At 60.9% G+C, this 21025-nt stretch carries 10 protein-coding genes; all 10 read right to left on the bottom strand.

Annotated elements, in window-relative coordinates; translation table 11 throughout:
- Positions 1 to 274: 274 nt before the first annotated feature.
- The 10 genes from EB812_RS08375 to EB812_RS08330 all read right to left on the bottom strand — a co-directional run bounded on the left by EB812_RS08375 (position 275) and on the right by EB812_RS08330 (position 21025).
- Positions 275 to 1711: a DnaA ATPase domain-containing protein gene (locus EB812_RS08375; RefSeq protein ID WP_118230069.1), complete on the bottom strand. Its 1437-nt coding sequence runs from the start codon at positions 1709 to 1711 to the stop codon at positions 275 to 277.
- A gap of 494 nt (positions 1712 to 2205) precedes the next feature.
- Positions 2206 to 6378, bottom strand: coding sequence for a DNA-directed RNA polymerase subunit beta' (rpoC, locus tag EB812_RS08370; protein WP_118230070.1), 4173 nt, complete (start codon positions 6376 to 6378; stop codon positions 2206 to 2208).
- Positions 6379 to 6483: 105 nt separating this feature from the next.
- Positions 6484 to 10620 carry a DNA-directed RNA polymerase subunit beta gene (rpoB, locus tag EB812_RS08365; RefSeq protein ID WP_118230071.1) on the bottom strand — a complete coding sequence of 1379 codons (4137 nt, stop codon included), beginning with the start codon at positions 10618 to 10620 and terminating at the stop codon, positions 6484 to 6486.
- Positions 10621 to 11334: 714 nt separating this feature from the next.
- Positions 11335 to 11976, bottom strand: coding sequence for a hypothetical protein (locus EB812_RS08360; RefSeq protein WP_130958076.1), 642 nt, complete (start codon positions 11974 to 11976; stop codon positions 11335 to 11337).
- Positions 11977 to 11989: 13 nt separating this feature from the next.
- Positions 11990 to 12544, bottom strand: a complete 555-nt coding sequence (locus EB812_RS08355) for a hypothetical protein (protein ID WP_130958075.1) — start codon at positions 12542 to 12544, stop codon at positions 11990 to 11992.
- Positions 12545 to 12619: 75 nt separating this feature from the next.
- On the bottom strand, positions 12620 to 13615 hold the full coding sequence (locus EB812_RS08350) for a hypothetical protein (RefSeq protein WP_130958074.1): 996 nt from the start codon (positions 13613 to 13615) through the stop codon (positions 12620 to 12622).
- Positions 13616 to 13705: 90 nt separating this feature from the next.
- Entirely contained in the window at positions 13706 to 15460 is a 1755-nt protein-coding gene (locus EB812_RS08345; RefSeq protein WP_118230075.1) for a formylglycine-generating enzyme family protein, read from the bottom strand.
- Positions 15450 to 17513 (bottom strand): ABC transporter ATP-binding protein/permease, encoded by a 2064-nt coding sequence (locus EB812_RS08340; RefSeq protein ID WP_130958073.1) that lies wholly within the window; start codon positions 17511 to 17513, stop codon positions 15450 to 15452. The genes EB812_RS08345 and EB812_RS08340 overlap by 11 nt, the downstream gene beginning before the upstream one ends.
- Positions 17514 to 17528: 15 nt before the next feature.
- The gene (locus EB812_RS11685; RefSeq protein ID WP_165450924.1) at positions 17529 to 19709 is read right to left on the bottom strand and encodes a vWA domain-containing protein; all 2181 of its coding nucleotides are present in this window, start codon (positions 19707 to 19709) and stop codon (positions 17529 to 17531) included.
- Between the two features lie 17 nt (positions 19710 to 19726).
- The gene (locus tag EB812_RS08330; RefSeq protein ID WP_130958072.1) at positions 19727 to 21025 is read right to left on the bottom strand and encodes a hypothetical protein; all 1299 of its coding nucleotides are present in this window, start codon (positions 21023 to 21025) and stop codon (positions 19727 to 19729) included.

The raw sequence follows: 21025 nt of genomic DNA, 5'->3' as shown, positions 1-21025 counted from the left end.
GGGGGGATGAAGAAGGCTTGCGGGGGGAAGGGAACTTTTGTCCACAAAAGTTCCCTTCCCCCCGCAAGCCCATCCTTCAAAAAACTTTTTTCAGGGTGGCGTCTGCAAAGAACTGTGAGGAATGCAGGCCGAGCACAACGCAACGTGCTGCTTGAGCCACTTCACCGTTGCAATGATCTAGCAGTGGCGTAAGCAGACGCCCCCTGCCGGGTCGAAGAAGAGCCGTGCGGGGCTTGTCGCTTGTCATAAAACCCTCTGGCAGGCCGACAGGGCGCTACTGCACGGCGGACAGACCGGCGTTGCGCTCAATAAGCTGCACGGCGCGGGCCATCTGGCGGCCGAGGGAGCTTTCTTTGGAAAGTTCACGCTCCACTGAGGTAATGCCCTTGATGACCGTGGAGTGGCGGCGATTAAATTTTTCGCCGATCTGTTCCAGGGTCAGGCTGGTGTGCTTGCGGGCCAGATAATAGACCAGGTTGCGGCCCTGGACGCATTCCTTGCGGCGGGAGCGCGAGGCCAGCTGGCGTTCGTTGAGGCCGTAGCTCTGGCAGACCAGACGGAGAATGGTGGGAAAATCCGGCTCACAGCACACGCTGGCGTACTGGCTGAGCACCTCCATAGCCAGGTCTACATTGAGGCCGCAATTGAGCAGACGGGCCTTGAAAACCAGGCTGTTGAGGCAGGATTCCAGCTGACGCACGTCGCCGTTGAGACGGCTGGCCAGAAGCTGGCAGACCGGGTCGGGCAAGAGCACCTGAAAGCTGCGGGCCTTGCGTTCCAGAATGTGGCGACGCATTTCCTCGGTGGGGCGACCCATGTCAGTAAGGATGCCGGAACAGAAGTGCGAGACCAGCTGGCTGTCCACATGCTGCAGCTCGCGCGGTGAAAAAGATGAGGTGAAAATGACGCGGCCGCCCCTGGCCTGCAGGTTTTTGACCACGGCCAGGGCCATGTCCTGCATTTTTTCCTTGCCCTGAAAAAAGTGCACGTCCTCCAGCAGGAGCATATCCAGATTGCGAAAGCGGGATTTGAAGCCTTCCACATCGTGGGATTTGAGCGAACAAACAAAACGGGTGGCAAATTCTTCGGCCGTAAAATACCCCACCCTGGCGGCCTCGCCCTGGTCTGCAATGGCCCTTCCCACGGCCTGGGCCAGATGGGTTTTGCCCAGGCCGGAAGCAGAGCTGACAAAAAGGGTCTGCACACAGCCGCCGCGCTGGCTCATGTCCTGAGCAGCGGCCACGGCCATGTGGTTGGGCGGGCCCACCACCAGATCTGCAAAAGAATAGCGCCAGAGCGCCGGAGCCGGGCGGTAGGCGGGCAGGGGCAGGGGCAGGGGGGCCTGCTCTGCCCGGCGCGACACGCGCGCCGTCGGTGCAGCGCTTTCCTTGAGGCGCGGCGCAGCGCCGGCGTCGGTTACAATTGCCGGGCGGGAGGGCGCCGGGTCGGCTTCGCGGGCGCGGCGGTCCGTCGCCACCCCTACCTTCACGGCAATGGCTGCGGGGTCCAGCCCCAGTACGGGGGCCGCCGCCTGCTGCAAGGCGGGGAGCATCTTGTGTTCCAGCCAGTGGGCTACAAAGGCGCTGGGCGCTGTAAGCTGCAGACTGTCCACCCCCACGGTGGCGTGGAGAGGGGCAATCCAAACCTTGAAAACGCCGGAATCAAGCATTTTCTTGAGATTTTCGGAAATTTTTGCCCATTGTTCTTGCATGCCGCCTTGTAGCCCAAAGGATAGGACGAGGGCAACGCAGGATTAGCTGGGGTTTGCGGCAGAGACGGAAAACGCTTTCCCCAAAGGCTTAAACATATAACAAGCAAAAATAATTTATTATTTTTTGTTCAGCCAGCTTGCGGGCATGGGCTGCAAAGCCTTAAGCGACAAGGCTTTTGCCGTATATGACCATTATATGCACAGATAAGTGCCAAAGATATGCACAGTAGCAAATTGTTTTTTCTCAAAAAAGCTCATTAAATCTCCATTTTTCTGTGACAGAGCTGTAAAGCCCGCAAGGCCAAGCCTGTACGGATGTCAAGGGGAGAAAACAATTTTTATACGGCCTTTTTGCCCGGCCACAGGCCCTGTTTTGCCGGGCGCGGCGGCAAAGCAGATTCACTGTGAAATTGCCCCGAGAAAAAATGCGCGCGAGGTCCGGAGCTTTCGCTACGGACCTCGCGCTTGAGAAACCGTGTAGCCCTCGTTGGGGGCTAATCGTTGTGCAGGTCCACCAAGATGGGATTTTCTTCAAGTTCTTCAAGGAACTTGTCGGGACGTTCCTTTTGATCGGGCACCACAATGTCGCCGTTAACGTACTGACGGTAGCCGGTACCGGCCGGAATGAGCCGACCCACGATGACGTTTTCCTTCAGGCCACGCAAATGGTCTTCCTTGCCGCGCAGGGCGGCTTCGGTGAGCACCTTGGTGGTCTCTTGGAAGGAGGCTGCCGAGATGAAGGAAGAAGTGGTCAGTGAGGCCTGGGTAATGCCCAGCACCAGGGGTTCTGCCGTGGCCGGAGTGCGGCCTTCGGCTACGGCCTTGAGGTTTTCTTGCCTGAATTCGGCTTTGTCCACCTGTTCGCCCACCAGGAAGCTGGTGCCGCCGGAATCCAGGATGGTGACCTTTTTGAGCATCTGTCGCACGATGACTTCAATGTGCTTATCGTCAATGCCCACGCCCTGGAAGCGGTAGACTTCCTGAATTTCGTCCACCAGATAGCGGGCCAGGTATTTTTCGCCGCGGGTACGCAGGATGTCGTGCAGTTCGGGGTAGCCCTCGGTGAGGGGGTCGCCGGCCTCCACAAAGTCGCCGTCCGCCGCAGTGATGTGCTTGCCCTTGGGCACCAGGTATTCTTTGGCCTCGCCGATTTCCGGCGTAACCATCAGCTTGCGTTTGCCCTTGGATTCGCCCTCGTAGGTGACGGTACCGGAGATTTCCGAAACCACGGCCATGTCCTTGGGCTTGCGCACTTCAAAGAGCTCGGCCACGCGCGGCAGGCCGCCCACGATATCCTTGGTCTTGGAGGTTTCGCGCGGCTTGCGGGCGATGATGTCGCCGGGCTGGATGACCTCGCCGTCCTTGATCATAATGATGGAGCCCACGGGCAGGCTGTAGACCGCCGCGGCCGCGCCGTGGCTGCGCTTTTTGACGTTGCCGTTCTCGTCGCAGATGGAGATGGACGGGCGGAAGTTGGTGGTGCGGTATTCCATGATGGTCAGGCTGGCCTGACGGGTGATGTCGTCCACCTTTTCCTGCACGGTTTTGCCGTCCACAATGTCCGTAAAGCGGATGACGCCTTCTTCTTCGCACACAAAGGGCTCGTTGAAGGGATCCCATTCAGCCAGGGTGGTGCCCTGGGCCACTTCCTGTCCGTCATGCACCAGCAGACGCGCGCCGTTGGGCAGAATGTATTTTTCGCGTTCGCGGCCCTGGGCGTCCACAATGGTCAGCTGGCCGCTCTTGCCCAGCACCAGCTCCACGCCATCGCGGTTGGTGACGGAACGCACGCGGCTGAGAATGACGCGGCCGGGATTGAGGGCTTCGAACTTGTTTTTTTCAATGGTGCTTGAAGCCGTACCGCCGATGTGGAAGGTGCGCATGGTGAGCTGGGTACCCGGCTCACCGATGGACTGGGCCGCGATGATGCCCACGGTTTCGCCCGTGTTGACCAGGTGCCCGCGGGCCAGATCGCGCCCGTAGCACAGGGCGCAGATGCCGCGTTCGGCCTGGCAGGTAAGGGGCGAGCGCACCGTGATGGAGGCAATGCCCTTGTCCTTGAGGACGGCCGCTTCCTGCTCGTTGAGCAGCGTGTTTTCGGGCAGCAGCACGGTATCCGGCTGCTCCGGGTCGTACACGGGGTAGAGCAGCACGCGGCCCACGGCCCGTTCCCACACCGGGGTCTTGATGTCGCCGCCGTCCTTGATGTGGGTAAGCTCAATGCCGTCCACCGTGCCGCAGTCGTGTTCAGAAACGATAACGTCCTGCACCACGTCCACCAGGCGGCGGGTAAGGTAGCCGGAGTTGGCCGTTTTAAGGGCTGTATCCGCCAGGCCTTTGCGTGCGCCGTGGGTGGAGGTGAAGTACTGCAGCACCGAGAGCCCCTCGCGGAAGGAGGAGGTGATGGGCGTTTCAATAATTTCGCCCGAAGGCTTGGCCATCAGGCCGCGCATGCCGGCCAGCTGGCGCATCTGGTCCTGGTTGCCGCGCGCGCCGGAGTTGGACATCATGAAGATGGGGTTGAAGCTGGAGTTCTGCTCCTGCTTGCCCGTCTTGGGGTCGGTGAGCGTGTCGTAGGAAATCTCCCGGATCATTTCAGTGGAAACGTCCTGGGTCGCCTTGGTCCACACGTCCACCACCTTGTTGTACTTTTCTGTACGGGTGATGATGCCGTCGCGGTACTGGTGCTCAATGTCGTCCACTTCGGCCTGGGAGGCGGCCAGGATATCTTTTTTCTTCACCGGGATGGTCAGATCCTTAACGCCGATGGTCACGCCCGCGCGGGTGGCGAATTCGTAGCCCAGGTTTTTGACTTTGTCGCAGAGGATGACCGTGGCCTTGATGCCGCACTGCCGGTAGGCTTCGCCCACCAGCTTGGCAATGGCCTTCTTGGTCAGCACGCAGTTGACCAGATCGAACGAAAGGCCGGGCGAAAGGATATCGCTGACCAGCACGCGCCCGGGGGTGGTCTTGTAGATCTTGCCGTCGGGCATGCGCACATGGATGCGGGCGTGCAGTGAAACCTGGCCGGAGTCGTAGGCGGATTCCACCTCCCACGGCGCGCAGAAGGTCATGCCTTCGCCCTGTTCAAAGCTGCGCTCCACAGTCATATAATAGAGCCCCAGGACAATATCCTGCGAGGGCACGATGACCGGGCCGCCGTTGGCGGGCGAGAGAATGTTGTTGGTGCTCATCATGAGCACGCGGCATTCAATCTGCGCTTCCACGGAAAGGGGAATGTGCACGGCCATCTGGTCGCCGTCAAAGTCCGCGTTGTAGGCGGAGCAGACCAGCGGGTGCAGACGAATGGCCTTGCCTTCCACCAGCAGGGGTTCAAAGGCCTGGATGCCCAGACGGTGCAGGGTGGGCGCGCGGTTGAGCAGAATGGGGTATTCCCGCACCACTTCGGAGAGGATGTCCCAGACCACCAGCTCTTCCCGCTCCACCATCTTTTTGGCACTTTTGATGGTGGAGGCGTGGCCGCGTTTTTCCAGCTCGGAATAGATGAAGGGCTTGAACAGCTCCAGAGCCATCTTCTTGGGCAGACCGCACTGGTGCAGCTTGAGGTAGGGGCCCACGGTGATGACCGAGCGGCCGGAGTAGTCCACGCGCTTGCCCAGCAGGTTCTGGCGGAAGCGGCCCTGCTTGCCCTTGATCATGTCCGAAAGGGACTTGAGGGGCCGACCGTTGGTGCCCGCAATGGCGCGGCCGCGGCGGCCGTTGTCGAACAAAGCGTCCACGGCTTCCTGCAGCATGCGCTTTTCGTTGCGGATGATGATTTCCGGCGCGCCCAGCTCCATAAGCCGCTTCAGGCGGTTATTGCGGTTGATGACCCGGCGGTAGAGATCGTTGAGGTCGGAGGTGGCAAAGCGCCCGCCGTCCAGGGGCACCAGGGGGCGCAGCTCCGGCGGAATTACGGGGATGACTTCCATGATCATCCATTCGGGCTTGTTGCCCGATTCCAGAAAAGCCTCTACAATTTTAAGGCGCTTGATGATTTTTTTCTTCTTGGTCTGGCTTTTGGTGGCCTCGCCTTCGTCGCGCAGTTCCTGGCGCAGCTTTTCCAGGTCCAGTTCTTCCAGCAGGGAGCGCACGGCCTCGGCGCCCATGCCCACGGTCATGACTTCGTCGCTGCCGTAGTGGTCGAGGATCTGGAGGTACTGGTCTTCGGAAATGACCTGACGCTTCTGCAGGTTGGTCTGGCCGGGGTCCAGCACAATGTAGGAGTCGAAGTAGAGCACCTTTTCCAGATCGGCCATGGTCATGTCCAGCAGTGTGCCGATCTTGGAAGGCAGGGTCTTGAGAAACCAGATGTGCGCTACGGGCGCGGCCAGTTCAATGTGGCCCATGCGCTCGCGCCGCACCTTGGAGGCAATGACCTCCACGCCGCACTTTTCGCAGACAATGCCGCGGTGCTTCATGCGTTTGTATTTGCCGCAATTGCACTCGTAGTCCTTCACCGGGCCGAAGATTTTGGCGCAGAAAAGGCCGTCCCGTTCCGGCTTGAAGGTGCGGTAGTTGATGGTTTCCGGTTTTTTCACCTCGCCGTAAGACCATTCGCGGATGGCCTCGGGCGAGGCGATGGAAATCTGGATGGCTTTCAGGTTGCGGATGTTTGTCACGTTGCTCGACGTGCCGCGGGCGGTGAAAAGATCGTCCAGGCTCATTATAGTACCTTGCTTTGATAAAAGCTCGTTGGAATCGTTTACGCCTTGCCGGATCGGCCGGAACCGGAGGGGCGCGGCGCGTGAAAAACGCGCCGCGCCGAAAACCTAGTTCTCGGTTTCACGCTCCTGGAAGAACTCCTGGCGTCGGGGCTTTTTTTTGCCTTCTTCCTGGTGCAGGGTCACGTTGAGGCCGAGGCTCATAAGCTCCTTGACCAGCACGTTGAAGGATTCGGGCAGGCCGGCTTCCAGGAAGTTGTCGCCCTTGACGATCTTTTCGTACATTTTCACGCGACCGGTCACGTCGTCGGACTTGACGGTGAGGAACTCCTGCAGCAGATAGGCCGCGCCGTAGGCCTCCAGGGCCCAGACTTCCATTTCGCCCAGCCGCTGGCCGCCAAACTGCGCCTTGCCGCCCAGGGGTTGCTGGGTGACCAGAGAGTAGGGGCCCGTGGAGCGTGCGTGGATTTTTTCGTCCACCAGGTGGTGCAGCTTGAGCATGTACATGACGCCCGTGGTCACCCGGTTTTTGAAGGCCACGCCCGTGCGGCCGTCGTAAAGGGTGGTCTTGCCGTCGTTGGCCAGACCCGCCTTGTCCATCCAGCCCCAGATTTCTTCTTCAGTGGCGCCGTCAAACACGGGGGTCTTGGTAACGATGCCGTTGCGCAGCTTGCGCACCGAGGCGGCAAATTCCTCGTCGTCCATGTCGTCCACCAGGGCGTTGATGTCTTCAGAGGCAAAGACGTCTTTGACCTCATTGCGCACCACCTGCATGGCCGCGCCGGAATCCACCAGTTCGGCCAGCTGTCGGCCCAGTTCCTTGGCGCCCCAGCCCAGATGCGTTTCCATGATCTGCCCGATGTTCATACGCGAAGGCACACCCAGGGGGTTGAGCACGATGTCCACGGGACGGCCGTCGGCAAAGAAGGGCATGTCTTCTTCCGGCAAGATGCAGGAAACCACGCCCTTGTTGCCGTGGCGGCCGGCCATTTTGTCGCCCACCGAGAGCTTGCGCTTGATGGCGATGTGCACCTTGACCATTTTGATGACGCCGGGGGGCAGGTCGTCGCCTTCGGTAACCTTTTCGCGTTTGGAGTCGTAGACGGCCTTAAGGTATTCCACCTGGCGGTCATAGCCCTTGAGCTGCTCCGCCACCTGGTCGTTGACTTCCTTGCTTTTGAAGAGCCCGGCCAGCTTTTTGACGGGAATCTGCGCCAGTACGTCTTCGCTCAGCGCGGCGCCCGCTTCCAGCAGCACGTCGCCCTTCTTTTTGCCGGGCACGGAAGCGGCAATCTGCTTGCCCAGCACGTGCGGGGTCAGCAGCTCGCGGGTGCGGTCCGTAAGGGCGCGCATGTGGTCGGCTTCCTTCTGGTCCAGCACGGCAGTGTCGTGGGACTCAATGGCCAGGGTGCGGTCGTCCTTCTCGCCGGAGCGGCGGTTGAAGACCTTTACGTCGATAATGGTGCCTTCCACCCCCGGCGGAACCTTGAGGGAGGTGTTTTTCACGTCCCTGGCCTTTTCGCCGAAGATGGCCCGCAGGAGTTTTTCTTCCGGGGTGAGCTGGGTTTCGCCCTTGGGGGTGATTTTGCCCACCAGAATGTCGTCGGGCTTGACGGCCGCGCCGATGCGGATGATGCCGCTTTCGTCCAGGTTGCGCAGCATGTCTTCGCTGACGTTGGGAATATCTCGGGTGATTTCTTCCGGTCCCAGCTTGGTGTCGCGGGCCACCACCTCGAATTCTTCGATATGGATGGAGGTGAAGACGTCTTCCTTCACCGTGCGTTCGGAAATGAGGATGGAGTCTTCGTAGTTGTAGCCGCACCAGGGCATGAAGGCCACCACCAGGTTTTTGCCCAGGGCCAGCTGGCCTTCGTCAATGCCGGGGCCGTCCGCCAGAATCTGCCCTTTTTTGACCTTTTGGCCGGGGTAGCAGGTGGGCTTTTGCCCGAAGCAGGAGTTCTGGTTGGACTTGTGGAACTTGAGCAGGTCGTAGGCGCGCACGCCGCCCTGCTTGGGGTAGAGATCTCCCTCGTAGGAAACCACGATGCGGTCGGCGTCCGCATACTGCACCAGCCCGTCGGCCGGAGCCACAATGCAGGCGCCGGAGTCGCGGGCAACGTCCACTTCCATGCCCGTGCCCACCAAGGGTTTTTCCGAGCGCAGCAGAGGGACGGCCTGACGCTGCATGTTGGAGCCCATGAGCGCGCGGTTGGCGTCGTCGTGCTCCAGAAAGGGAATGAGCGCCGCCGAGATGGAGACCATTTGGCTGGGCGAAATATCCATGAGGGTCACTTCTTCGCGCGGGCGCATTTCCACTTCGCCCTTGACGCGCACGGTGACGAATTCGTCCAGCAGATTCCCCTGAGCGTCCAGTCTGGCGTTGGCCTGGGCCACCACCTGGTCGCCTTCGCGGCTGGCGTCCAGATGCACCACATCAGTGGTCACGCGGCCCTCGCGCACTACCCGGTAGGGGGTTTCGATAAAGCCGTAGTCGTTGACCTTGGCAAAGGTGGTCAGCGAGACGATAAGGCCGATGTTGGGGCCTTCCGGCGTTTCAATGGGGCAGATGCGGCCGTAGTGCGAGGTGTGCACGTCGCGCACTTCAAAGCCCGCGCGTTCACGGGTCAGACCGCCGGGGCCCAGGGCCGAAAGACGCCTTTTGTGCGTCACTTCGGAAAGGGAGTTGGTCTGGTCCATAAACTGCGAAAGCTGCGAAGTGCCGAAAAATTCTTTGAGCACTGCGGCTACGGGCTTGGGATTGATCAGGTCGTGGGGCATGAGCGTGGAAATTTCCTGCAGGCTCATGCGTTCCTTAATGGCGCGCTCCATGCGCACCAGGCCGATGCGGTACTGGTTTTCCACCAGCTCGCCCACCAGGCGCACGCGGCGGTTGCCCAGGTGGTCGATGTCGTCGGCCGGGCCGTGGCTGTCCTTCAGCTGCACCAGCACCTTGATGGCGGTGAGGATATCTTTGTCCGTCAGGATGCGGGTGTCGGCGGGCTCGTCCAGGCCCAGGCGCTGGTTGAGCTTGTAGCGGCCCACGGGCGAGAGGTCGTAGTAATCCGCGTTGCGGAACAGGTTGTCAAAGAAGCTGGCGGCGATTTCGGCCGTGGGCGGCGAAGAGGGCCGCAGACGGCGGTAGATCTCTTCCTGTGCGCGCTGCTGGTCGGGGATGCGGTCCAGGGCCAGGGTATCGCGGATGGAGGAGGAGGTGTCCGTGCCCTTGGTGTGCAGCACGGCAAGCCGCGTGATGCCCGCCTCGCGCAGGCGGTCCAGCAGGCCGGGGGTGATTTCGTCCGCGGCTTCGGCCAGCACTTCGCCGGTTTCGGGGTTTACCGCGTCTTCGGAAAGGAACATGCCGTCCAGGGCGTCGGGGCGCACTTCAATGGCCTCGATGCCCGCCTCGCAGATGAGCCGCCAGCCGCGTTTGGTAATGGGCTTGCCGGCGCGCACAATGACGTTGCCGTCGGGCGCGGTGATGTCGGCGTAGGCGTTGTCCTTGCGATAGAGATCCTTGCGCACTTCCCAGAACAGGGTGTTGTTCTGCTCCAGCCGGTAGTGCTCGGTGGTGTAGAAGTACTCAAGGATATCCCGCTTGCTCATGCCCATGGCCTTGAACAGAATGGTGGCGGGCATTTTGCGGCGGCGGTCAATGCGGACGTAGAGGATGTCCTTGTGGTCAAAGTCAAAATCCAGCCAGGAGCCGCGCATGGGGATAACCCGGCAGGAGTAGAGCACCTTGCGGCTGGTGTGCGTTTTGCCGCCGTCGTGCTCAAAAATGATGCCGGGCGAACGCTGGAGCTGGTTGACGATGACCCGCTCTGTGCCGTTGATGATAAAAGTGCCTTTTTCGGTCATCAGGGGCAGGGTGCCGAAATAGATATCCTGCTCCTTGATGTCGCGGATGGTGCGGTTGCCCGAGGCCTCGTCCGTGTCATAGACCACTAGGCGCACCTTGATGCGCATGGGGGCCTCGTAGGTCAGGCCTTTGGAAATGCACTCGGCCTGGTCGTACTTGGGCTCGCCCACTTCGTAGTTGACGAACTCCAGACTGGCAGTTTTATTAAAGTCTTCAATGGGGAAAACGGTACGGAACACGCCTTCCAGGCCCTCGTCGGGCTTGCGGTCCTCTACCGGCAGGCCTTCCTGAAGGAATTTTTGGTAGGAATCTATCTGCAGGTTGAGCAGATGGGGGATAGGGAGGGAAATCTTGATTTTGCCGAACTGTTTGGTGAGCTGGCCCATGGGTACCTCAAGTAGGTAGGCGGTTCGCCCCGGCTGCGCATCTGCGCTCATGGCGCGCCGGTGGGCAAAAAAAACGTGCGGTTACGACACCCTGAAAGCGTAAGGGCACGGTGTGGAAGTAAAGTTTGCACCGGCAGGGCGAAAAAAACCCATCCCTGTCTGCGCAACAGGGCTTGGGTTGGGGCGTTCGCCTTAAAGTGTAATCCGATGCAGTGTGTTGTAAAAAATCAGAAACGAAGCCTCCCGCATCGTCATTGAAAGGGAATACATAATCGGAAAATTTACGCTTGGCAAGTCTTTTTTGCAAATATTTTTTGTGGGGCGGGGCGTGCCGCCGCAAACCGCTGTGCAGCCCGCGTCGAAAAATGATGGGCCATAGGCTGTGCCGCGGGTGCCGCCAAAAGGTGCAGCCCGCGTCGTAAGGCTGAGGACGGTCGCCAGGTGTCGGCTGCTGCGCTGCCCTTTGCGCCCAGGCCGACATAACCGGCCTGGGCGCAAAGGGCAGCGCATGACGGGGACGACCCCGCCTCCGGGATTGGCGTGGCCCAACGGCAGCCCTTGCCGCGATTAAGGCTTTTCAACGTTGCCATGCCCTGGCGGTTGTGTAAGCAGACGTCCACCGTGGAGGCGCAAGCAAAATTTATTTGCGCGGGTAAGCGCCGGAAGCAAGGTGCCCTAAATTTTGAAAATGCATATTCTCAAAGGCAATCCGCGTTATGGGGCGTTTTTCAAAATGGATTTTTCTTCTGCATTCAATTCCACGGTGGTGTAATAGTATTTGCTGGAAAGTTTTTTGTCCTGAAACTCAAGGCAAATACCGCTGAGAAATGGAAAACTTGTATATGAAATATTTTGTTTATCCCCTTGTGTTGTATGAACGGTAGCAGCGCCAAGTTTTTTTAATACTTCATCCAGCGATTCGCCGTATTTTAATTTTGAGTACTCATATACTATTTTTTCTGATGTTAGTGTATTGCTCCCAGTTCTATTCATCTGTGTTTTAAAAGGAAAATCATCGTTGAATTCGAATTTTTCTAAAATTCCATCGCTGTTAAAAACAAAGCTCGCTGTTTTTTGCTCGACTTGCACCTCTGCAACCCCGGAAAAAAATCCATAACTTTTTGTTTTTCTGTCCCAATATGCATACATATATGTATATTTTGAATCGTCACGCACTAATTTCGCTGTGGGTTTTTTGAATTTTTCTAGTATGGCTATATTCGAGGTTTTTCCTGGTTGTGCAAACTGGCTGATACTTTCCCGAGATTCATGTTCTATTGTTTTAGCTATTTTTGAAGGTCCAATAGTACATCCTGAAACAATAAGTATAATAAATGCGGCTATGGCTGTTTTCATGTCTTCTCCTCAATTAATCCAAAAAAGTTTTTTCTACTGTGGTGATGAGGTCTCTTGCAGCGTCGACGATAATTGTTTTCCATCCGCCGATTCCGCCAAACAGCCCCTTATGTAGCGCTTTACCTGTGGGAATCAGCGCAATAATTTCTCCGGCTTTTACGCCGCCATCCTCTTTCACGGCCGCGCATAATTGCGCGTTTATTACTATTGCCGCATCGAACGAGTTTGTAAGCTGTCCGAGAAAATATCTGCCGGCGGCATTCCCCGGCTCATACCCAAGGATGTTTACCAAGATCACATAGTGGTTCTTTCCATCGCCGTCTTCCGCCAAGGCGCCTATCTCTTTTAGCTTTTTTGACGCTTCTTCCTGAAAGATTTCCCCCACTGCAATTTTTTCTTTGGAATCCGCGTCCTCGTAAAGCGTTTTGCCCACCACAGAAAGATAAAATGACGCAGGGGCCACTACTTTTTCTTTTGCATTTTTGTCCAGCAGTACTGTTGTTTTTGCCATGCAGCCAGCCACAAGCAGTGCAGTCATGATGCCAAGCAGGAGTTGTGTGAAACGCATGGTTTGTCTCCACAGCAAGATAGGGGTTGGGGACGGCGCGCAGGCCAGCCTGGGCGCGCGCCGTCCGTTTGAGGGCTAAACCATATCTATGCCGGTTTTTGCGGCGGCGTCGCTCATGATTTCCAGCGTGCGCTGGCGTTGGCGCTCCACGGCTTCCATCTGCAGAACCTTGGTGGGATATGCATCGTACGTTTCCGCAACCTGGTCCACGGACACCGGCAGCACTGCCGGTGTGGCCTTGGGCGTTGCGGGCGTCGGCTCAACGGCCGTGGCGGCGGGCTGGGTCGGCGTTTCTTTTTGCGGCTGGTACCGTTGCCGGTCGTTTTGGGCCTGTTCTTCCAGCGCCTGGATTTCGTTTTTGAGGTCGGCGATGGCTAGCGAGGCGCTGGCTTCGGGCTGGGCGGCAGACTTGCCGCGTTTTTGTTTGGGGTGTTTGCGCACCTTTGCGGCGGTCTTTTTTTGTTGCTTCAGGTGTTGGGCGCGGCGTTCATCCACCGTGGGGAGCGGTTTTAAGGACGTGTTTTGCTGGGTGGCTTCAGCTTGGAGCGCCGTGCGGAATTCGGCGTCGCGCTGGGCAAGCAGCAGTTGCGAATCGCCGGTAATTTTGCCCAGCTCTGTAATGCCGGTGCGGATTTCCGCATAGCGTTTGGCGTATTCCTCGCGGGTTACGGTCTGTTCCGCCAAACCTTTCTGCAGTTGTTCAAATTCCTGGATATAGCATTTAAGGCTTTGCAGAGCGGCCAGTTCCACTTCCGTGGCGTTGGCCATATCTATATCCATGCTGCGTTTATAGGCCAGCAAGCGCTTCTGGTCGTCCTTGATGCCCTGAAGTTTCGCCATGGTGTACCCGGTGGCCGCGCCCGAAAGCCCGCCGGCCACCCCGCCGGCCAGGGCGTATTCCCACTTGCCGCCGGAGAGTAGAAAGCCCAGAAGCGCGCCCCCGGCCGCGCCGGCTATGGCGCCGCCCGCGGTATAGCCCACGGTGCGGTTGCGCAGCGAGACTTCGGCGTCGTGCAGCTGTTTGAAAGGCGCATAGCACTGCGGGTAGTACTCGGCGTTTATCTTCGGCATGGCGGTGTGCGGCGCGCAGCCGACGATTGGGATGAAAAGGCACAGCAGCGCAAGGGTCAGAGGGAGGCGCAGGGCAGACATAACAATCTCCTAAGTGTTGAGATAGGGCAGCAAGCGGTCCAGCAGCCAGGCGGGAAGGATGTCCTGCAGGGTTTGCCGGTCGGAACGTTGCAGGCTGTCGTCCTGACCGGCATGGATATGTTTTTGCAAGACGGTGAGCCGTCGTCCCATGTTTTTGCTGAAGCCGTCCTCATGGGCGAATTGGATGCGCAGGGCTTCAAGCTGTTGCAGCAGGCGCGGCAGGTTCATGCCCCCAGATGCGGCAAGCATGTTTTTGTAGTAAAAAAGCGCCCCCTGGATGCCGAAGACAAAGCCTGTAACCTGTTGGCGCATATTGTTCATCTCCGCTGCCTGGGCCTGTTTTTTGTGCGGCGACAAGGATTCATAGGCGTCCATCAGCTTGATGAGCTGGTAGCAGCGCGCGGCGTAATTGGCGATGGTTTCCAGAGAAAAGGTTGCGCCCAGCAACATTTCGTGCATCATGCGTTCTTCATTGGCATTAACTTGCTCGTGGTACAGCGCGGCGACTTGTTCCGCTTCCGCCAGGCGGCGTCGCAGTGCCGGGTTTTCTACCTCGCGATAGACTTCGCGGATGATTACCCGGACGTCCTGGCGCTGGGTGGCCTGCGCGGCGTGCGGGGCGCGGCGTTTTTCCCATTCCGCGCGCAGAGCCGCCAGCCTGTCCCTGGGGGTAAGTATGGTGCCCAGACTGATGCGAAAGCCCAGGTCGTCCCGGCGCTGGGCCCGGCCGTCTATGTAATAGCTGGCTTCAATCCGCCGGCCCGGGTGCAGGCTGTTTTCAGAAAAGGCCCGCCAACTGCCCCCCTTGATCACAAAGCCTCCCTGGTTGCCCATCAGGCGGCCTGCCGCCACCAGATGAAAGGGGGTTTGGACCATTTCTGCGCTGTTCCCCAGCATATCGTAAAGTACCAGAGGGTTGGGCTTGCGTGAGCCAATGGGGGCAAGGCCCGTAAGGGTAGGGTCGTACTGGGCGGCAATAATGTATTCGCCCATGGCGGTGCCTTGGGGCACGGGGTACAGCCGGGTGCGTTCCCGCTCCGCCGGGCTGACCCGGTGCCCGCCCCGGGCGGCGTATTCCCATTCCGCCTCCGTGGGGAGGCGCACGTAGGAAGAGCGCTTTTCCTGCGCAAAAAAAGGCAGAAATTCCGGATGGTTTTTCATAAGCCATTCGGAGTAGCGCCGGGAAAAATCCTGGGCCTCAAACCAGGAAATATCCGTTACGGGCCTGTCGTCGCCCGCCTGGACGGCAAAGGGCGCGTCCTGTTCCATAACGGCCCGCCACTGCCCCCTGGTGACCTCATATTTGCCAATAAAATACAGGAAGGCCCGCAGGCCGTTTTGGGCCGAAGCGGCGCTGGCCGGGTCCGCCTGGAGCCATTCCGACAGCGTATTACCCCAGCTGGCGGGGATGTCGGCCAGCTCAAAGGGCGCGTTGACGGAGGCCGTGTAGCGCCGTTCTGCCCAGGCCGCGTCGGGCGTTGCGGGCGCGTCGGTCTGCGCCGTGATGCCAAAAGGCTGTTGCACGTCATCCAGATAACCAGCTGCGGGCACGCATACAGGGCGCAGCGTCATGGTCAGCCCACCGGGCATGGGCAACGCGATGTCGCCGGGCGCCGGCCTGGGGTTGGAAATCCGTTCCAGGCTGGGCAAATCGCTTTTACCGGTCAGCTGCAGGGTCAGGCCCGTCCGGGGCAGGGCAAGAAGCAGGCCCAGGGCAGCCAGCAGAACGGCCAGGGGGGCGGAACGGGCGGCATCAGGCGTCACGGCGCAAGACCTCCGCAGGCTGCAGCGTGAGCAATTGGCGGCAGGCAACTCCGCCGCAGAGGCAGGCCAGGAGAAGGGAACCGGCGTAGAGCGGCAACACCTGCGCCCCAGGCAGGGCACAGGCGCTTTCTCCGGATTCCAGCCAGGGGGCGGCGGCCAGATCCAGAAGCGCGGCGGCGGCCGCGTAGAAAAGCAGAGAGCAGGAAGCCGCCAGCAGCGCGGTAAAGGTCATCTGCAGCAAGGGCAGGGCCAGCAGCTCACGGCGGCTGAGCCCCATAAGCGCGCCCTGGGCAAAAAAAAGGGCCTTGCGGCGCACATTGGCCACAGCGAGACTGGCCAGAGAAAAGGCCATGCCTGCCAGCGTAACGCCGCCTACAAGCAGGGCGGTGAGGGTCAGCGCCTGCTTGAGATCCAGAATGGCCTCCACTTCGCGGGCGCAGGTATAGGCGTCTATACCCCGGCGTTTGAGGGCGTCGCGTATGGGAATGACGGCCTCAAGGCTGTCCACGTACATGCGAAAACCGGCAAAGCTGCGGGCGGCGGACGTGGGCGCTTTTCCCGGCCAGCCGTGCGCGGGCACGGCAAAGCCGTCCCTGTAGCGCTCCATATCCAGCAGCAGGGGCAAGGGCAGGTAGACGCGGTTTTTCCAGTCCGCGGCATCGGGCAGGACGGCGTGGACGCGCACCGGGAGCGTCACGCTCTGCAGGCGGCCTTCCTGGCGGCGGGTGATGCGGAGGTTCAGACGGCGGCCCGGCGTCACGCCCGGCAAAGAGCGCGCCAGCTCTGTGGTTATGACCGCGCCGTCCGCCGGCGGCGTTGAGGCGTAGCGTTCCAGCAAGGGGTCTCCCCTGGCGGTGGGGAGGACGTCCGCCGCCAGCGGAGAGTGCCCTGGGCGATCGATCAACACGCTGCTTGCCAGGGTGCGGGTGAGGGGCACAACAAAGGCCACGGAGGGCAAGGCGGCCAAGGCGGCCAGGTCTTCTTCCATATAACGTTGGCTGCTGTAGGGGTTGACGGCCAGGGCCGCGGGGTTGTCCAGCAAGCGTTGCGAGAGGGTGCCCACGATTCCCGTACGCAGGCCGCTCAGGATGATCAGCGGCGTGAGCGCGGCGGCAAAGGCCAGTACCGCGCAGATGGAGAGCGAACGCTCGTGGCGAAAGTCTCGCCAGGCCAGGGCGCAGAGCAGGGCGGCCCCTTTGCGTGGGGGTACGCGCCGCTGCGGCGGGGGGGCGGATTGCGCCGCTGCGGCGGGCGGGCCTGCGCCCTGCGGGGCTGCGGCATTTTCCTTCCGCGGCGGCAGGTCAAGGCTGTAGTGGATTTTTTCGGATTCGGCGGCGGATACAGCCTTGGGCGCGGCAGCGGGCTGTTGCCGCATGGCGCACGCGGGGATGCCCGTGGCGGCGAGCAGGGCGTGGTCGTGGCTGACTACCAGCAAGGCCGCCCCGGACATGCGCGCGCCTTGCCGCAGCAGGGACATGGTTGTCCGCGCGGCTTCTGGGTCCAGAGCCGAGGTGGGTTCGTCGGCCAGGATCAGCCGTGGCCGGTGGGCCAGGGCCCTGGCCACGGCGGTGCGCTGGCGTTCTCCGTACGAAAGGGTTTCGGGCAGGCTTCGGGCCACATGACGCAGGCCGAGGAATTCCAGCAGGGCGTCCACGCGGCGGGCTGTTTCCGCCTGAGAGGTCTGCCCTGTGAGGCGCAGCGGCAGGCCGATATTGTCCTGCACGGTCAAAAAGGGGTACAGGCCGCCGGCCTGGTGCACAAAACCCAGATAAGCGCGGCGGAGGGCGTAGAGCTGTTGCGGGCTGTGCGCCCAGAGGGCGGCCAGATCGCAGGCGCGGTCTTCGGCGCGCAGCACAAAGCGCTCGGTGGTGGAGGGGCGCGTCAGCAGGGCCAGCATTTCCAGCAGGGTGCTTTTGCCACAGCCGCTGGGCCCGGTTATGCCCGCAGCCTCGCCGGGGGCCATGTCCAGGCGTGTGATGCCGGCGCAAAAGGCCGGCCGCCGGGCCGTATGGCACTTGTAGAGATTGCGGATTTCCAGCAGCGGCGGCGTCATGCGAAAGCCCAATTTTTAGGGTAACGAGGTCAGCGGCACGCGGTACAGGGCCTCGGCGGGGTCGGCGGACCCAAAGGTTACCCAGTTGTCGGCGTCGTTGTGGTATTCCGCATAGAGGCGCAGCTTGGCCTCCAGCGAGTAGATCAGTTCGTCCTGCTCACGCGCGCTCATGGCCAGCCAGCGTTCTTCAGTCAGATTCATTACCTGGCTTTTGTACGGCAGTCCGGTCAGAAATTCCGGCAGCAACCCCTGGGCGCAGAGGTTGTCGTCTGCGGCGCGCTGCAGGCGTTCCGGGTCGCGCAGGGTCTGCGACGAAAGCGAAATGACGCGCTGGAAAAGGTCTCTGCTGTCTGTCATGCGCGAGGCGCGGGCGGCATCGATAAGCAACCCGATCTGCCGGGCCAGGGTATTGAGCTGGTTTTTGTTGAGCAGGACGGCGGCCATGAGCGCGTCGGTAGATTTGCCTTCCACCAGACTGCCCAGGTCTTTGTCCGCTACCCAGGCCTCCATCAGGCGCGGGGCGGTGGCTTTTTGTCGCTCGCCGGCGAACTCCAGATAGGCGGCGTAGCCCAGGGCCTGGCCGATATAGGCGGCCAGGGCTTCCGGATCGGGCGCGGCGGCCACAGCCTGGGGAGCGGCGGGCGCAACTGCGGCGGCCGGTACGGCGGCTGGGGACGCCGCCGCAGCAGCGGGCAGGGCGGCGGGGGGCGGCGAAGAAGGCTTGGCAATGGGCGCACCCTGAGCGGCCTTGACCACCAGTTGCTGCAGCACGTCGACGAGTTTGGCGGCGATGCGGCTGAACTGTCGACTGGCGGTCTGGGGGTCGCTGACGGGAAGGGCCACATAGGCGCTTTTGACGTTGCCGTCCCGCACGGCGGTCAGTTGCCGGTACTGCTGCACCGTGCCCGCCAGGTTGTGCCGCTGGCCCGCCTTGGTATGCAGGTGGACGACCACCAGGCGGATACCCTTTTGCGCCAGCAGGTCGCCCATTTCCTTTTCGGTAAGGCCCGTGCTGGAGAGGGGGTCGTCATTGCGGATAGCGCCCGCATCCGTGACCATTACCGCCAGTTTCACGGCGTAGGGCGACCAGTCCAGCCCGTCTATGGCCGCCTTGATGCCCGCAAAGGCGTCTTCATTGAAGGCGTGGGTGGAAACCGCGGCCTCGTCCATGCCCTGCACGCGCGGTTCGGCCTGCGCGCGGGAGCCTGCACGGGTAAAAGGGGCAACCACGGAAGACACGTATTCCAGTTTGGCGTTATGCTTGGTGCTGTTACGGTAGGCCACCACGGCAAGCGCCACATCTTCGGCGATGGAGCTTTTTTCCAGGGCGTTGTAGGTGCTGTGAATGAAATTTTTGGTCTGTTCGATATAGGGCCCCATGGAGATGGTCGTATCCACAATAAAGGCTATGCCGGCGGAAAAGTGCGGTTCCGGGGCGGCGGCCTGGGGTGCGGGTACAGGCGCGGGTGCGGGTACAGGCGCGGGTGCGGGTACAGGCGCTAAAGCGGTGACGGGCGCGGGGGCGGGGTGGGGTGCGGCGGTGGGCAGAACGCCGGGGTCCACCACGCCGATTTTGAGCAGGCGCAGGTTGTGCTGTTCATATTCGTCGGAATAGTCAAAGATGGGTATCAGGTAGAACTGCTTGCGCGGGACGGAGGCCTCCCTGGGCTCAACGGCCAGCAAGGGGCTTTGCGGTGAAGTCGGCGCGCGGAGCAGGCCGTCCAGCGCGGCGCGCATGTCCGTGGCGCGCACCAGGGCGTTCAGGGCGTCAAAATTGCGGAAAAACAGAACGGGATCCCGGCTCATGCGGTCCGCGAACAGCAGCGTCAGAGCCTTGTCCCAGGGCGAGCAGGCGTCGGATCTGATCCAGCGGGTCCGCGTGGCCTTTACGCTCGGCGAAACTTCCAGCCAGTCCGCGCCCTGGACATTCTGGCGTCCGTAAACGTACAGGGGCGTAAAGCCGCGCAGGGGCTCGGCCCCAGCTCCGGCGGGCGCGTCGGCCAGCCTGGCCCCCGGATGGCTGATCACCCGTTGGTAGAGGGTGCGCTTGCCCTCTTGCAGCAGTGGCGTGCGGATGTCGGCCGCGTCGTTGGCATCGGCGGCGCGGCACAGGCTCCCCACGCCCATGCTGCAGCATATGGTCAGGAGCATGACCAGGATAGGGCGCAACGGCAACATGCATGGAAGTATGGACATATCTTATCCTCCCTGCCTTACAGCAAGCCTTCCAGCGGCTTGGCGACGTCTGGCTGTGCGGTGGGCGTGGCGGCTGGGCCGCCATTTGCGGGGGAGGACGGCGCGCTGCGGGGTTCCGGACGCGGAGCAGCGGGCGGAGCAGCGGGCCTGGCCGCTTGCGGCATGGCCACAGGGCGGGAGCCGCCCTTGTACGCGCCGTAGGCCGCCCAGGCGGCAGAGGCCGCGCCGCGGTCAAGAAGCCGGTGCATTTCCAAGGCCTTAAACATTTCATAGTTGGGATAACTGCGGTTTTTAACGCCGAATTTGTCGGCAAAGCGGTCCAGAGCGGCCTGGGTCTGGGCGTCCATCTGTCCGGTTACCATGACGGAGCTGTCCCCGCAGGCAATGCACTGCGACTGCATGAAGGGGATGAGCAAAGGCCCCATGCTGGCGTACTGTCGTTGCCATTCAGAGGTTACAAGTCTGTCTGGCGTAAAGATGTTTTGCGTCGCGCCCACGCGCCAGTAAGGGACGTTCAGGGCTCTGCCGATAATCTGCACCACGCTGAATTCCGTCATCATCTGCAGGGCGAGGTGACGGCCGTGCATGGCCGTGGCTTCGGAGCCGAAGCCCAGCCCGTTGCCGAAGATGGCAAAGCCGAAGTCCATGCCGTTTTTGGCGTACCGGACTTCCATACTGGCGCCGAACTTTCCCGGCAGGGCAATACCGTTGGGGTTGAAAACGCTGAAGGAAACGCTCAGGCGGGAAAGGCGGGAGGAGGCTTCGGCCGAAGCGTTTATATCCGTACGGGAAAGGCCTTCGCCAAAATTGGCCATGGCCCGGGCCTTGTCGGACTGCGACTCCAGGTTGCGGTCAAACTGAGAAATACGGCCGGCAATGGTAAAATCCACGGCCGGGCGCTGGGCCGGCTTGACGGCCAGGCCCTGCAGCTTGCTGGTCTGCAACTTGAGCAGCTCTGCCTGAATCTGCACAATATCTGTCTGATCGTATTGCTCCACATAGCGCACCTTGTAATAAACTTGGGCCACGGCGTCGCGAACCAGCGCCGTAATGTCCAGCGGGATTTCTCCGGTCTGTGAAAGGCCTGTGGCGTCTACGATGGGCTTCACAAAGAAAAAGGTATCCGGGTAGTCCGGCGGAAGGTAGACTTCCAGCACTGTATTGAGGTCGGCCAGCGCGCCCGAATAGCTGGTATGCACCGGAGCGTTGGCCTGCATGGGGGGCAGGTTGGGGACGGCGGCTTTGCAGCCTGGCAAAACGCAGGCGGCCGCAGTGCAGAGCACTGCCAAAAAAAGTCGATGCAGAACATGTTTCAC

The sequence above is a fragment of the Desulfovibrio legallii genome, assembly GCF_004309735.1.
GTDB lineage: Bacteria > Desulfobacterota > Desulfovibrionia > Desulfovibrionales > Desulfovibrionaceae > Desulfovibrio > Desulfovibrio legallii.
This window is presented reverse-complemented; position numbering and strand designations above follow the sequence as displayed.